Raw genomic sequence first — 15,347 nt, 5'->3', positions numbered from 1 at the left:
TTTAAATAGGTTTATTACCCAAAGTTCAGGTTATATTACTAAAGCAATTGCCATACGCTCGCTGAATCTGGCTTATCCCCTTGCGTCCACCATTTAGCTTGATATTGGTTACCTTGATAAATAACTTTATCACCACTGTTGTAAACCGCCGATGGCTGCCAAGCTCGATTCCCTTCTCCATCTGTAGGTGGTGATTGCGCATCCCACGGCCCACCTAAGTCAGGGCTATTTCCTTGAGTCCACCATTTAGCTTTGTAAGTTATTGTATTAAATACAACTGTATCGCCTTTAACGTATACCTTGCTTGCATCCCATGCATCTACTGCTGGAGGGGTTGTTGAATCGTTATTTGTTACAGTGACAGTAAAGTTTTGTGTAGTTGAAACCTGACCATCACTTACAGAAACAGAAACCGTAAAGTCTGTGTTTTGTGCAACTGCGCCTGCTTCAAGGTTGATATTTGCGCCGTCACCGACACGCTTTAACCCTGCAGGTACGCTCCAGCTATAAGTTAGTACATCGTTTTGTGCATCGGTTGCAATAACTGAAACTGTTGCAGTTGCGCCCTCTTCAAGGGTTATATCTGCAAGGGTGTTAATAACGGGTGCGGTATTTTCACCACCACTGGTTGGTGCCAGTACATTAACAACAATTGCTTTACTAACGGTTACTTTACCATCAGACACATTAACTGTTGCTGCAAACTGGCTATCTTGACTCACATTTGGGGCAGTAATTGCCACTGTGCTTGTTGTCTCACCTGAAATGGATAACTGCGCAGCAGCTGTCCACGAAAATGTGAGGACATCGTTATCGGCATCGGTTGCGGTTGCACTTACAGATACTGATTCACCTGCGTTGACTGTCACTGTACTTTGTACATTTAAAACAGGTTTGTTATTAACCGGTTGCACAACGCCACCTAAACCATCATGCATTGCATTAAGAATATCGCCGTTATCGCCGTCGATTTCCCATGCAAATAAGCCGCCTAAGTTGTACTGTTGAACATATTGGCCTTTTGCAATGACAGATTTAGCATTATCGTATGTAATAAGCTTTCCTGTTGAGCGATTCCACACATACGCGCCTTGAGCTTGATCATCATAACCCACTTCAAAACCATTCACGCCCATGCCATCAGTACCAATCATGAAAGATTTAATGCCTTTGTAATCAATTACACCGTCTTCCCATACGCCCTGCGCGTTGCTTCCTTTTAATGGACCTGAGCCGGTTGCTGTCATTGGATTACCATCAATAGTGGTACCTGTTGGAAAAACCCCTTCCCAACCACGGCCATACATTGCAGCGCCCACTACAATTTTTTTAGATGGTACATTTTGCGCTAATAATAACTGCACTGCGTTATCTGTTGTATATGCGGGGCCTTTACGTGGCTCACCGCTTTCATCTAAGCCCGTGCCATTACATTCGCCTGCGCTAATATGCTCACCACAATAAAGTGCAGCTTGATGACCTGTTACGCCACTCCATGCGCCGTAAAAGTCATAAGTCATCGCAAAAATGTAATCCATATACTGGCTAGCTGCTTGGTAATCAACGTCTTCAATTTTGTCATACCCTGCGCCAATGGCTGATGTTAACTCGTAAGTACGGCCAGTTTCCGCTTCAAGTTGATCAAGCATGGCGCGCAGCTCTTGCATTAATGCCACATAGGCTGGACCATCATTTATAGGATCGCCTATACTTTTATTTGCACCGTCACCTCCGGGGTATTCCCAATCAATATCAACACCATCGTAAAACTTCCATGTTTTTAAGAACTCCTCCATTGATGCTACAAATATGTCCCTGTTGGCTTTATCAGTAAAACTAGAAAATGGATCTGATAGTGTCCAGCCACCCACCGAGGGTAAGATTTTCAGATCTGGGTAGCGCTGTTTAAGCGCCATTAACTGTGAATACGTACCACGGATTGGATCGTTTGCATCCACACCTGGTAATGCTTTTTGTACAGCGGCCCATGGGTCGTGAATAACAACTTCAAAATCTTGTGTCCCTGCGCACGCTATCTCCAACGAGCGTTTAGGATTACCTGTCAGTGAGTCGTTTGGTCCACAAATTGGAATAAAGCCATATAGAATGTGACTTAGGTTTTGTGCGGGGATATTTGTTACATCAAAGTCACGCCCGTAAATGCCCCATTCAACAAAATAAGCACCGGTAACCAAATCTTGTTTAACACCAATGTCACGGTTATTTGAATTAACATCCATTGGCAGTGGCGCTAAATGAGATCCGTCGGTATCGGCTATAACAATTGGTTTCCCTGCACTGCGAGCACACGTAGCCCCTCCCTCACATAACTCAACGTACAATGTATGACGACCTGCTTTGTCATAAAGAAAAGAAATAGTCCCGGTCTTAGAACCTGCCGCAAGAGTGCCTTCATTTACCAATATGTCATCAAAGTAAACTTTGTAACTATCACCACCGTCACCGCTCCATGCACTCCATTGAATATTGATATTCACCTGCTCCACACGGGTAACAAGTTGTTTATATGATCCATTCCCCTCCAAATCCACTTCCACAAAAGAATATTGTTGCGGTTCCCAATTAATACTTGGTGTAGACGGTGCGGCAATCGCTGTACTTGCAAATAATACTGCGCCAATGGCGGCTGTTAACTGTTTAATATTCATATTTTTCTCTCATTTTGTTACAAAGGCGTGTTGATTTTAAAAATTAAAATTTTTTCTTTTAGGGGGATTTAATCCCTTCCTAAAAAAGCAACACGCTCTTGTGTTTTTAATAAATGCGAACTAAAAAATTAGTGTGTTAAAGCTTGGCCCACACACTGGCTTGCCCAGGTGTATCACCTTGAGTCCACCATTTAGCGCGATAACCTTGGTTTTGAAAAATCACTTCGGCGCCACCTTGGTAGGCTTTACCTGCTTTCCATAAATTGCTTTGCTCTGGTGATGTTTCACCTTCCCACGCATTTGATTCATCGGGTTGTTGCTCTTGGTTCCACCACTTAGCGGTATAAACAACGCCTTGATAAGTGACTTTATCGCCAGCTTGATATACTGCGGAGCCACTCCACTTAGGAGCATCAGAATCGACAACTGTGCTATCGTTAATAGTTACTTTAAAACGCACTTGAGTGGTAAGTTCACCGTCGGATACCGACACTGAAACCGTATAGTCCTTATCAGCTGTTACCTCAGGGGCGTTGAGTTCAATATTTGCATCCCCACCTGTAAAACTAAGCGGGGCTGGCACTGACCAATTATAAGTAAGCGTATTTTGTTCATCGTCAAACGCATGTAAGTGCACTTTTGTTGAGGTGTTTTCATCAATGACTAAATCAGCAGGAGCATTAACAATCGGTGCCGTATTTGTTGGTGAGCTTTGCACACTTAAGGTGTAGGTATAGTCAGCATTGCTGCTATAAACTTGATTAATTAAAGTATCTGAATCATTAAATACAATATCGCCAGCTTCGTTTTGTACCCCGACTTGCATTAAATGTGCATAATCAAGATTAAGCTGTGCTGCTAATGCTTGCTGCCAGTTGGCACTATTTTGAGCCGTTACTTTAAATTGTTGGTTAATAACTTCTTGGCCACTTTCGTCAAACAAGCGTGCCCAAATAGTATCCCCCACTGTTGCAGTTTGACCTTGACGTACAAAGTAGCCAACACCGCTCCATTGACTTGGTTCAACGGGTGTTGCATCGCTTATAATATTAATGTCGCTACAGTTATAAAAACCTTCGCCAGCTTGATCCACACGCTGCCAACGGCTGTATAAAATGGCATTACCACTGCGACCTTGTGGAATTGCAACATTCATTTCATAGTAACGGTTACCTTGGGTGCCTTTAGTGAAATCAATGTTACTGTGCTCTTGCACCAGTTCCAAATCTGCCCACGTCAACACATCAGTGGCAGCATTAAAACTCGGCTTGGTTAAATAAAACTGCCAAAAACTTGGGTTGTGAGGAGTTGTAGCAAGGTAACGTATTTTTACTTCGCCATTAGCGTTAGGCACAATATCGCTGCGTTGCCAGTGTGGCGATGGTAAATCCATACCGCGTTTTTCATTATCGCCACCAGCGCACAATAACCCATTGGGTACTTTTTCTTCAACCGCTGCTTGACTAAGGTAATCGGGAGTATTAACAGAAAATTCAATATCTTGAACAAACTGAACTGTCCCTGATTCTAAAAATGCTGCACGACATGCTAGATTTGGAATCGCGCTGCCATCAGTTGGCCACCAATAACCTGCATCAGCTTTACAAAATGCTTGCCGTGCTTTTGGGCTATCCATGTAGCCATGCGCAGTAACCTGAGCAGGCATAATTGCAAGCAGTACACAGCTTGAAACTGCTGAGAGCGATAGAGTTTTAAATTTAATTAATGTCATTATTTTATCCTTCAAAAGACTTTAGGCAGAGGCAAGTTTTTCTTTGCCTCTAAAGTGGTTTTATTTACAGACTACAACGTTTGATCCAATCAGCCGTAGCGCCTGGCTCAGACGTGGTCCACCATTTTGCTTTAAAAACCGAATTTTTATGGGTCATTAAATCGCCACTGGTGGCATGGCTTGGGTTTCCTGCCCAATCTTTCTGTGGAAAGTTTGGGTAAACTGGAATTGATGACACAGCAACACCTTCACATGTGCCTGAGTTGCTTGGCTCACTCGTATTACCTGCTGTTGCCGTTGGGAGTTGCGGGTACTCAAATTTGAATGCGTAAACGTTGCTATCTTTTTCAATAGTAAAGTTACTTGGGCCTGTAATGGGCATGTAGTACATCACTTGTGCGTTAACGGTGGCGCCTGTACTAAAGTCTTTTGGTATATCGCCCCATTCATTATTAAGAGTGATAGAAAAGCGGTGAAACTCATTTTCAAAACCACCTATATTGTTACCCGCTGTATTTGAGCCGTTTACTTCGACTGCCATACCCAGCTTTTCTTGGGCATTCCAGTTTGATTTAAAAATAGCTGAGGTTGATACCGGTACATCAAATGATATTTTTGCACCGCTTAAATCAATAGATGAGTTATTAGTAAACGAAAAAGTAGGACTTATCGGGTAATTATCATCCCCCACAGGAAAGCTATTCGCCGCAAACGCTACATCAACGGACTCTGTTGGCACTGTAAAACTTGGGTTGCCGCCATGCACATTATATACAACACCACTTTGGTTAAATTTGTCATACGCAAGAGACGTAAGCGTCGTCCCCATGAAATATTCATTCTTTTGTGAGTCGTAATCAAAATCGCCTGCAAGCTCCCAAAACATGATGCCGCCTAAGCCATTGTTGATCACGTAGTCAACTTTAGCCGTCATTGATTCTTCGTCTTCGATTGAAAGAAATACTTTTTTATCTGCATTCCATAACCAAGGCGCAATGGCAACATTGTCGTAGTAGCGTGTATAAGTGCCCGTTAATTTATCTTCTGGGTTAGTATTGGGCGTTAAACCATACGCACCTAAATACGAAGGGGTTATTCCACGTTCGAGGTTTTTAGCATGCCAAAGTGGGTTTGAACCTGCGGGCATTTCTTGGCCTGCATCATTTTTATCATGCCAAAGATTATCTATGCCTAACGCACCATCTCCACATTTATTTTTTTCACCCACACCGGTGCCAGGCGAACAATTGGCTTGATTAGGTAAAGCAGCTTGCCCCCATAAGCCATTAGTTCCACCACTTACATCTTTAAATCCCCGAGTGTAGTAAGGCAAACCAATATTGATACGACCCGCTGACATGGCGCCACGAAAATAACGCACAGCCCAATCTGTATTTAAATAGCCAATACCTTCAAACTCTTTGGTGCCATACACATCCCATTGAGCTAACTCTGAATCTTGACCGGTATCAAACAAGGCTGCGTTATGACCAACATGTGAGTTCCATGCACCGTGTAGGTCATAAGACATGATATTGACATAATCGAGGTATTTGACCGCTTGGAATGTTTCCATACCACGCAGTAAATAACCTGAAGAAGGGGATGCTATTGTTAAGAGGTAATGTTTACCTGCTTTTTCGCCAGCGCGGTCGAGTGCTTCGCGTACTTTTTTCATTAGCACTTGATATGACGCATTTAAACCAGCGCGGCGTGCATTTGAAATAGGGAAATCATCAGGGTGGCCTGAATCTTTCATTGATGAAGGATATTCGTAATCGATATCAACACCATCAAAACCATACTTTTCTATAAACTCAACGGTGCTTTGCGCAAATGCATTAATACCTGAATGATTCACCGAACCATCAGCTAGAGTTGTCATGGTGTAAAATCCACCACTTGCAACGCGGCCTGTGCTATCAAAGTAACCGCCAGTTTCTGCCCAGCCTCCAACAGACACTAACGTTTTTACTTGTGGGTATTGTTTTTTGTATTTATTTAAAAGATTAAAGTGCCCCTTATACGTAAAACTCGGATCCATTTCAGCTCCGACCACACCGGGCCATTCCATGTTTGTTGCTGGATTCCCTTGTGCAGCTGGGTCGCCAATTGACACTTTATTGTTTATATCAACATGTGCAAATGCATAGTTGATATGAGTGATTTTATCCCACGGAATGTCGTTCACTAAATAACGTGGCTCACCATTTGCGCCATTACGCCAGCTAGTAAAATAACCGATTACGCGCCGAGGATGATCCTCCCCCATAACCTCTCGTCCCTGGGCATCATACACAGTACAATAAGGGGTATTCACACCTTGGGTTTGATATAAACCCTGGGGTTTGCACTCATCAACGCCGTCACTGGGAGTCCCCTCTTTCGCAACTGTTAATACCTTTGTTGCTTGTGAGGTCGCGCCTTCGTTATCTGTTACCGTTAGTGTAAAAGTCACATCTCCACTTGCTGTTACTTGGTGTTCATAACGACTTGATGGTGTATTTGCTTGGTATACATCACTGCCATTGACTGCAAAATTAAGCTGCGTTACTTGGCCATCATCGTCAGTACCTGAGAGCTCAAACACAACACGTGAGCCAACAACAAGTGGATCTGATGAGGTGCTAAAAGAAATAGTCGCCATGGGTGCTTGATTTGTAGGTTCAACCACAACATCGTTAACATTAACGGTGCTGGAAACTTGACTCGACTGCAATCCTTTATCATCAGTCGCCACTGCACTTATTTGATGCGTCCCCACTATTGCTTGCCAACGAGCGCTATACGGAGCAATGCTATCGGTTGTGATCAGGGATCCGTTAACAAAAAATTTAACATGATCAATTGTGCCGTCTGTATCTGTCGCTTCAGCCAAAATGACAACGTTGTCTTTAATGGAAAATTGAGAATCATCTGTGGGGGTTAAAATAGAGACTACAGGCGCATCATTGACAACGCTGTCACACACACCTAATTTAATCCATTCTTGCCACTCACCATCATTTTCAACAGGGTTAGACTGTGTCCACCACTTTGCTTGGTACGCATTATCTTGCGCTTTAACTTGGTTACCCTGAGTATGAGTTTGGCCTAATTGCCATGTATCTAATACGCTGCAATCAACTGCTGCATGCGCGCTTAAACCGATAATACCCAGTGACAATACGCTTAGTTTAAAGGGGGTTTTAATCATTTTACGTGAGCTCATTTGATCCTCCGTTAAAAACAAATTAACACTTAATTTACATCTTGGTTTCTAAAAGTAGCATAATCTACTCGTTCGTCAACAACTAGAAACTGAACAAGCGAACGAAAAACAACCTAAAATGTAATCGTAAATAATGCTTTTAAGAATTCTATACGCACCAAATCATTATATAACAACGGTTTAGTGTCTATATTAGGTAATTTTTTAGGGAGATATTAATTTAAAATTAACAGAAAATTTACTATGGAGGAGTTAGGCAATAAGCAGTTTTTCAGATTAATAGATTATTACTTCTGCCGATATAACTTATTTTTCAGTTGCGCTTTGCTTTTAGAATTAAAACTGCGTGACCCTAAAAACGTAAATCTCTTTTAAAATAAAAAGCCCAGCAAAGCTGGGCTCAAATAACTTACAAAATGTTAAGTGCTAATCAAACGAAACTGTAACTGTGTTCGAACATACATTTGGGGTTACACAAAGTTTATAATCGTATGTTGGCAATGTTGCTTTGCGTACATGGTCACGGTATCTGCCGCTATCAGATGTAGTATCCACTAGCTCGCCATTTCGATAAACGTCTAGTGATTCGGCGCCAACGCTTTCCCAACTAAGCTCTACACGCATCGTATCTAAGCGTGATTTGTTTGCTCGCTTTAAGCTCAACTCAATGTCGACATTACTAACAACGACTATTTGTGTAGAGGTGTCTGTATTGCCTTCACTGTCTGTTACTATCAGTTCAACTGTGTAACTACCTGGCTCTGAGTAAGTATGTACAGGTCTAGGATCGGCAGACGTTGCACCATCACCAAAGCTCCAACTCAATTGTGTAATATCATTATTTACGTCACTACTTGTATCAACAAACAAAGCTGTTAACCCTTGCGTATCAACAGTGAAGTCGGCATGTGGCGGTTGCGAGCTGACTTCGCCAAGCGCACTAAAAGTAAGTGACCACGTGTTAATGTTACCCGTGTCTGCAGCGCCAGTGTCAACTACATTGAGTGTCCAATCCCCTGTCGCTACTTCTCCGTTAAACGCATCAGATGTAAAGCGCTTAACAATATCGTCATTACCTCCGCCAATATTACTTTGTAATGTCACTTCACTGCCTTGCGCTGAAATGAGTTTTACAACTAAATCACCCGAATAAGTGTGGGTAATATCTACATTAGCAGCAGTGCCAAATATTGTGAGCTCATCCGCTACATTAATAACGGAACGTGCACCTTCTGGAGAATTATCAGGAATGGCTACACTGTCATCATTACTGTAAGTAAAATCATTTAAACCAGCAGGTTGAATCATTAACTCGACGGTTTTAGTTTTCACTAGCTCGCCTGACGTAGCGGTAACGGTAAACTCATACTCACCCCATGGGGTATCGTTTGTTGTTTCAACATTAAGTTCAACGTCGTCACCCGGATTTGCCGTTGTGCGACTAAGAGAAACACCTTCTAAAGACGATGCTAAATCGAGTGTTACTTCTGAATCCCATCCCGCTATTGAACCTATCGTGAATGTATAATTTGTAGTGTCACCAGCGGTGATCTGTTGTGATTGTGGTGTGACAGAAAGCTTAAAGCCAGGAGTTGGATCTGCATCAACAAGCGCTTGGTGGACATTAAGCCGTGTACCTGCAACGGTTTTACCTTGTAGTGCCGTATTTGCGTCACCGCTATTCATTAATAGCTCTTTTAATTCTTGCGTTGTCAAATCTGGATTAATAGATAAAACAAGCGCTGCAGCACCCGCAACATGTGGTGTTGCCATTGAAGTACCTGAGTATGACGCGTACGAATTACCCGGTGTTGTAGATAAAATAGCACTGCCTGGTGCACCCATATCTACACTGGTTAAACCCCAGTGCGAAAACCATGAAATGCCATCAGTCTGATCTGTACTTGCTACAGACAATACACTCGCATTTTCATAATTTGATGGGTAATGTGGATTAACATCATTATCAATAGTATCGTTACCTGCCGCAGCGACAAACAATAATTCTGCAGCTTCGCTTGATGCTATTGCATCAGCAAGTGCTTGGCTATAACCACCGCCGCCCCAGCTATTATTTAATACGCGTAAGTTAACGCCGGAGTTTTTAAGTCCCACCATATAATCAATACATTTAATTGCGTCTGAAGATGAACCACTACCTTGTGCGTCTAAAAACTTACAACCAACAATCGATACTTCTTGGTTTACACCCACAATGCCTGTTGCGTTATTTCCGCTTGCACCAATAGTTCCCGACACGTGTGAGCCATGTCCTTCGTCATCCATTGGGTCGCCACTGTTAGTAATCGCATTAATACCATGAATGTCATCAATATAACCATTTCCGTCATTATCAATACCATCTCCTGCTATTTCGGCTGTATTTACCCACACATTGCTTGCAAGATCATTATGGGTATAATCTACCCCCGTATCTATAACCCCAACAACTACATCGCGGCTACCCGTAGAAATTTCCCATGCCTCTGGCGCATCAATATCAGCATCAACAGTGCCGCCCGTTTGTCCTTCATTATTTAAGCCCCAAAGCTCATCAAAACGGGGGTCATTTGGCAAACTTGCAATGCTTACACGATAATCTGGTTCAACATATTCAATAGCTTGGTGCGTTTTTAACAGTTTAATAGCGTCTTTAGTACTCATGCCTGATATTTTAAATTTAGCAAGTCGACCAGACAGTAATGATGTATAGCTGTCGTCAACTTCATCGTTATTCAAATCAGTAATTTTAGCTCTAACCAAGGTTCTTGCTTGTTTACGCATTTGAGGCGAAGCATTTTTTTTGTATTTAACAATCAGTGAGTCGCTACTTGAAGCAACTTGTTGAATCGCACCTGCATCAGGCAGTTTTGCAGCAGCTAAACAAGGTAATAATGCAAGTGTAATAATAGATAATTTTGTTTTCATTGTTCTATCCATAGTTGGGTTAGCTCAGTTTCACTAAGCAAGGTGCTTTTACTACTTCAAGTACAAGGGATCACGTGGCAAGTTATTAGCAAACTACTAAATGCCAAATTAAACAAGATAAAAAGTTTAGACAAAACAAAAAATCATTATTTTTGACTGAAATACTTATCAAAAAAACAGTAAAGACAGTCTTTTTAATGAAATGAATAATAAAATACCTCATTGCACAGAGTCATTACTTTTTACTGCTTTTTAAAATACACTTAAAAAAAACACACAATAAAAATTCAACTCATTGAAAAACAAGGCTTAATTATTTGGTAAAAAAAGATGATTTAAGAATGTGAAATTCTATGTAGAGTTAATACGACGTTGCGAGGTTACATAAAGTCGCATTAGTTAAAAAACAACGATGTTTGGTATTTATTCCTTTCAATTATCAATAACGCTTTACCTACTTACAAAGTAAATCAAGCGGATCACAAAACTTTATATCAGCACGGCATGCTGAAACACCAAGTACCTTATAAAACCTATAACATTTAAGGTATTTGATTTTACTATCTCAAGGAGAAAATAATGAAGTTAAATAAATCACTTTTAAGCTGTGCGATTGCTATTGCAATGGGTACAAGTTTTGCCTCATATGCTGACACTAACAATAAAGCAGTATCAAACTCTGAAATTGGGACAAAAATTTCGACGCTCAGCACTGCTAATGCAATAACTTTAGCTCAATCGCAAAATAACAACTCCGCAGTGCTAACCCAAAATGGTGATAGCAATGCTCTTGAGATTGCAACAACGGGTAATGAAAATAATACAACAGTCACGCAAACTCAATCAGGTAACTTCACAGGTGTAACAACTACCGGCGATAGTAATACACAAATATATACTCAAGATGGTGTTGCTAATGGTGCGTTAACTGAGCTTACGGGTAATAATAACTCCCTATCAGTGATGCAAAGTGGCCAAGGCATCCTCGTCAATAACGAAGCTATAAATAAAATTGCTGGCGATGATAACACCATTAATATTGAGCAAGGTGCTGGTGGTCATTGGTTTTACAACTACGATATGAAAGGTAATGAAAATGAAGTAAACACACTTCAAACAGGTCAATGGCATGAAGCTGAAATAACGACTCTCACTGGCGATCAAAATACCTTTGATTTAGAGCAAGCGGGTTACTGGAATACGTTCAAAGTAAGTTCTTTGCAAGGTAACGATAACGAGCTTGAAATTGAACAAGACGGTGAGCGCAATGCGATAACAATAAGCGATATTTCAGGTGACGCAAACGAGCTTAAAATAGAGCAAGATGGTGATGCACATGCTGTTACATTTGCTGCTGTGAAAGGTGATGATAACGAAATTAATTTAGATCAAGAAGGTTCATCAAACAAGATAGCATCTAACTTATTTGAAGGATCGAATAATGAAGTAACCATCACCCAGGTAGATGCTAATAACCTAACAACAATAGATGTTGTGGGCGATAATAATGAATTAACAACAATGCAAGTAGGCTCAGCTAATGAAGCTTACATGGGCGTTATTGGTTCAGATAATGAATTTATGGTTAATCAAACGGGTGCAACAAACTCAGTTCATTTAGCTAATTTTAATGGCTCTGATAATGATGTGGATTTAGTACAATCTGGCGACGAAAATACGGTGCTTGTACAGTCTTCATACCCAGATGTATCACTAAGTTCTAATAATAATGATATTGATATTGCGCAAAATGGTGCCGAAAATGAAGCTATTGTAACTCTCGCAGGTATTTTAGAGAGTAATAATAACCAAATTGATATAGCGCAAAGTGGTGATTTAAATGCCATCGACATGATGGTTGAAGGCAATGATCACAGTATTGATATTTCACAAACAGGCGAAGGTAACTGGGTTGGTGGCACGGAACAATCTGCCTTTTTAGTTGGCGGTGCAAACGTAACATTTAACGTAACTCAAATGGGTAACGGTAATATTGTTGAAGGTTCAGTGATTGGTGTAAACAGTACGGTATCGGTTACTCAAATGGGTGATGGAAACGCAACAACAATTACGCAAATGTAATTATACCAATCTGCTTATATATGGGGTCTATTTAATGTTAAGAAAATTACGCTAGAACTAGGCAAAAGTTTTTATATCTAGTTGTTCTAAATAAAAAGTTTTTAACGACGTTATAGTGCAATTTAATTCGTTAAATTGGTCAAAATTTATGCAACCTGGTATTGCTAAGGCTGGGGAGAGTGGCTCTCCCCTATTTAATAATGAAAAAAAATAAAAATAACCTGTGTGGATACATCTTCACACTATTGATTTGCTTCTTACCGAGTGTATATGCCGAAGAACTTGAAATAGATGGTTTATTACTCGATAGAAGTATTAGCCGTTTTGGTCATCAATTTTATTACGAATTTTCGAACTACTGGCGGGATTTACCCTCAACAGCTGGCTTTAATATTGAGATAAAAGAAACCGTGATCCCCAAAGCTGGCACAAAACTTTCTTTAATAATGAATAATCAACTTGTTTATGCAACTTACTTAGGTCGAAGGCTAGAACCGCTTGATGAACGCGTTGAGCAAGCAGTTTATACTGTTATTGATGCCATGGCTCGCTCAAATATGACGGTATCCACACCTGATATGGCTGTAAATGGATGGTAAAATGAAAAAAATAATATTTATAATAATAACATTAAGCTTTTCAGCTACTGCAACTGAAATAATTTACACCCCAATAAACCCTAGTTTTGGTGGGAACCCTCTCAATGCAAATATGTTATTAAGTAAAGCACAGGCTCAAAATAAGCATAAAGCACCTGTAATCGAAAAAGGGTATGCCGATCAATTTAAAGACTCTCTAGAGCGCACCTACTTAAATCGTATGGTCAGAGAAATTACAGATATGGCCTTTGGTGAAGATCCTGAAAACAGTATTTTTAATCAAGATTCAATTTTTATGAGTGGCGATTATCAAATAGAAATTATTACTAGCACCACTGATACCATTACAGTAAAAATCACAAATATAATTGATGATACGGTTGTGATCATTGAAGTGCCGAGGTTTGGATAATGTATAAACTACTAATAACAATAATATTAATAAGTTTAAGTGGCTGCGCAAGTTTAGGTAACTTAATCCCACCATCGCAACAAAAAGCAGCCAGCTTAGCGCCTACTGAATTATTTTCGGACTTAAAAAACTTGCCTAAACCTGTTGGCAGTATACCGGTATCAGTGTACTCATTTAGAGATCAAACAGGTCAGTACAAACCACAAACAAACGTGAGCTCATTTTCAACAGCGGTTACCCAAGGAGCAAATTCTATACTCATACAAGCCCTGCATGAGTCAGATTGGTTTACACCTGTTGAACGTGAAGGGTTACAAAATATTTTAACTGAGCGAAAGATAATACGCGCGGCTCAATCAGACAATCCTAACCAAGCTGATCTTCCCCCACTTACAACGGCAAAGATTATTTTAGAGGGCGGTATTATCAGCTACGATACCAATGTAAAAACGGGAGGGTTAGGAATGGAATATTTTGGTATTGGTGCATCAGAACTCTATCGAGAAGATGCTATTTCAATATATCTACGAGCCGTGGACGTTCGTACAGGACAAGTATTACTCAGTGTCGCCACCAGTAAAAAAGTACTAAGCCAAGAAATGCGTGCAGGCTTTTTTAGATATGTAAGTTACAAGCGATTAGCCGAAGCTGAAGCCGGTTTTAGTGATAACGAACCTATGAGTATTTGTGTAACACAAGCAATAGAAAAAGCACTTACAGATCTTATAACCAAAGGTATTGATAAAGGGTTATGGGCAAAAAAAGTAAGCTAATAACATAAACAATGAAAAAGGCGATTTACAGTCGCCTTCTTATAAAAATTTGTTTAACCTGAGCTTTGGTAAGAGATTTCCTATTAAAGCCTTAGGCCATTGGGAGCAATACAGAAATGTAGCGTTGTGCCCAGTTAGCCAACTCGACTCGATTCCGAGAGTGTGTTTTTTTAAATGCGCTGTATAAATGTGTTTTTACAGTGTGATCACTAATATTGAGTTTGTCAGCAATAGTGTGATTACTTGCGCCTTGCGCGATGAGATGAATAACTGATTTTTCGCGTTTAGTTAAATGGTTATAATCATCTTGTTTTAGCTCTATATCTGCATTAAATGAATTGAACGAAGACGCAACAGACAAAATATCTTTAAATGTTTTCGATATGATTTTCCGTGTAAACCATAATTCGCCAGCATTGATTCTAACTAAGCCTCTGAAGATTATTTCCGCAGCATCTGACTTATAAAATACCCCATTGATATGATTCAGTAATAAATTTTTTTCACACACCACGTCGCTCTCAACATTAAAGATAACCACACTATATTGCTTAGCTAAACATATAACATCAGCAGGAATAAGGTCATGCCAATTACTTGTACTCCCATCTATTAAATATAAAGTGTGGTTAGAGCGAAAATCTGCTTGTGGAAGCGTATCATCCATTTTTACATCACTAAAAAGAGCATGGAGTGTTCTTAAAATAGCCGTGTAGCTTTGAGAATGAAAAGATGACTGAAAAGTAGTTTTTACAAATGCTGATAACTGTTGTGACATAGACTTCGTCCCTAAAACGTTTATCTCACATTACCTAAAACATATACGACTTACAAATAATTTTGACATTTTAATTTCATTTTTTATTCTTTCTATTAACATAGCCAACAAAAAAAAAGCACTATAGTATTACCCTGCATCCATGCAGTCGTACATCAGAAAT

9 protein-coding genes are annotated in these 15,347 nt (G+C 40.3%); 4 read left to right on the top strand and 5 right to left on the bottom strand.

The features are described from left to right. Positions 1 to 38: 38 nt before the first annotated feature. The 4 genes from ACJJVZ_RS11740 to ACJJVZ_RS11725 form a co-directional block, all read right to left on the bottom strand. Positions 39 to 2,669 (bottom strand): glycosyl hydrolase family 18 protein, encoded by a 2,631-nt coding sequence (locus ACJJVZ_RS11740; RefSeq protein ID WP_405600633.1) that lies wholly within the window; start codon positions 2,667 to 2,669, stop codon positions 39 to 41. A gap of 136 nt (positions 2,670 to 2,805) precedes the next feature. Continuing rightward, positions 2,806 to 4,401 (bottom strand): lytic polysaccharide monooxygenase, encoded by a 1,596-nt coding sequence (locus ACJJVZ_RS11735; protein WP_405600631.1) that lies wholly within the window; start codon positions 4,399 to 4,401, stop codon positions 2,806 to 2,808. Positions 4,402 to 4,465: 64 nt separating this feature from the next. Further along, on the bottom strand, positions 4,466 to 7,612 hold the full coding sequence (locus ACJJVZ_RS11730; protein ID WP_405600629.1) for a glycosyl hydrolase family 18 protein: 3,147 nt from the start codon (positions 7,610 to 7,612) through the stop codon (positions 4,466 to 4,468). 426 nt (positions 7,613 to 8,038) lie between these two features. After that, a complete protein-coding gene (locus ACJJVZ_RS11725) occupies positions 8,039 to 10,540 on the bottom strand; it encodes a S8 family serine peptidase (RefSeq protein WP_405600627.1) in 2,502 nt (833 codons plus the stop codon). A 579-nt stretch (positions 10,541 to 11,119) separates the two neighbouring features. On the opposite strand from ACJJVZ_RS11725, the gene ACJJVZ_RS11720 reads away from it, so the two are divergent. From ACJJVZ_RS11720 to ACJJVZ_RS11705, 4 genes are all read left to right on the top strand, one after another. Continuing rightward, entirely contained in the window at positions 11,120 to 12,622 is a 1,503-nt protein-coding gene (locus ACJJVZ_RS11720) for a curlin (protein ID WP_405600625.1), read from the top strand. A 200-nt stretch (positions 12,623 to 12,822) separates the two neighbouring features. Then, positions 12,823 to 13,221, top strand: a complete 399-nt coding sequence (locus tag ACJJVZ_RS11715; RefSeq protein WP_077538004.1) for a curli production assembly/transport protein CsgE — start codon at positions 12,823 to 12,825, stop codon at positions 13,219 to 13,221. After that, on the top strand, positions 13,211 to 13,633 hold the full coding sequence (locus ACJJVZ_RS11710) for a curli assembly protein CsgF (protein ID WP_077538005.1): 423 nt from the start codon (positions 13,211 to 13,213) through the stop codon (positions 13,631 to 13,633). The genes ACJJVZ_RS11715 and ACJJVZ_RS11710 overlap by 11 nt, the downstream gene beginning before the upstream one ends. Then, the gene (locus ACJJVZ_RS11705; protein WP_077538006.1) at positions 13,633 to 14,406 is read left to right on the top strand and encodes a CsgG/HfaB family protein; all 774 of its coding nucleotides are present in this window, start codon (positions 13,633 to 13,635) and stop codon (positions 14,404 to 14,406) included. The genes ACJJVZ_RS11710 and ACJJVZ_RS11705 overlap by 1 nt, the downstream gene beginning before the upstream one ends. A gap of 91 nt (positions 14,407 to 14,497) precedes the next feature. On the opposite strand, the gene ACJJVZ_RS11700 is transcribed toward ACJJVZ_RS11705, so the two are convergent. After that, the gene (locus ACJJVZ_RS11700; RefSeq protein ID WP_405600622.1) at positions 14,498 to 15,184 is read right to left on the bottom strand and encodes a response regulator transcription factor; all 687 of its coding nucleotides are present in this window, start codon (positions 15,182 to 15,184) and stop codon (positions 14,498 to 14,500) included. Positions 15,185 to 15,347 lie beyond the last annotated feature (163 nt).

It is taken from the genome of Pseudoalteromonas sp. Ld19 (assembly GCF_045064135.1).
GTDB classification, from domain to species: Bacteria; Pseudomonadota; Gammaproteobacteria; order Enterobacterales; family Alteromonadaceae; genus Pseudoalteromonas; species Pseudoalteromonas aliena.
The sequence above is the reverse complement of the archived record's forward strand: the minus strand, read 5'-3'. Positions and strand labels throughout refer to the sequence as shown.

Bases quoted from the DNA above. Each gene is read 5' to 3' on its own strand.
- ACJJVZ_RS11730 (WP_405600629.1), bottom strand. From the start codon at position 7,612: ATGAGCTCACGTAAAATGATTAAAACCCCCTTTAAACTAAGCGTATTG.
- ACJJVZ_RS11710 (WP_077538005.1), top strand. From the start codon at position 13,211: ATGGATGGTAAAATGAAAAAAATAATATTTATAATAATAACATTAAGC.
- ACJJVZ_RS11700 (WP_405600622.1), bottom strand. From the start codon at position 15,184: ATGTCACAACAGTTATCAGCATTTGTAAAAACTACTTTTCAGTCATCT.
- ACJJVZ_RS11720 (WP_405600625.1), top strand. From the start codon at position 11,120: ATGAAGTTAAATAAATCACTTTTAAGCTGTGCGATTGCTATTGCAATG.
- ACJJVZ_RS11725 (WP_405600627.1), bottom strand. From the start codon at position 10,540: ATGAAAACAAAATTATCTATTATTACACTTGCATTATTACCTTGTTTA.
- ACJJVZ_RS11715 (WP_077538004.1), top strand. From the start codon at position 12,823: ATGAAAAAAAATAAAAATAACCTGTGTGGATACATCTTCACACTATTG.
- ACJJVZ_RS11735 (WP_405600631.1), bottom strand. From the start codon at position 4,401: ATGACATTAATTAAATTTAAAACTCTATCGCTCTCAGCAGTTTCAAGC.
- ACJJVZ_RS11705 (WP_077538006.1), top strand. From the start codon at position 13,633: ATGTATAAACTACTAATAACAATAATATTAATAAGTTTAAGTGGCTGC.
- ACJJVZ_RS11740 (WP_405600633.1), bottom strand. From the start codon at position 2,669: ATGAATATTAAACAGTTAACAGCCGCCATTGGCGCAGTATTATTTGCA.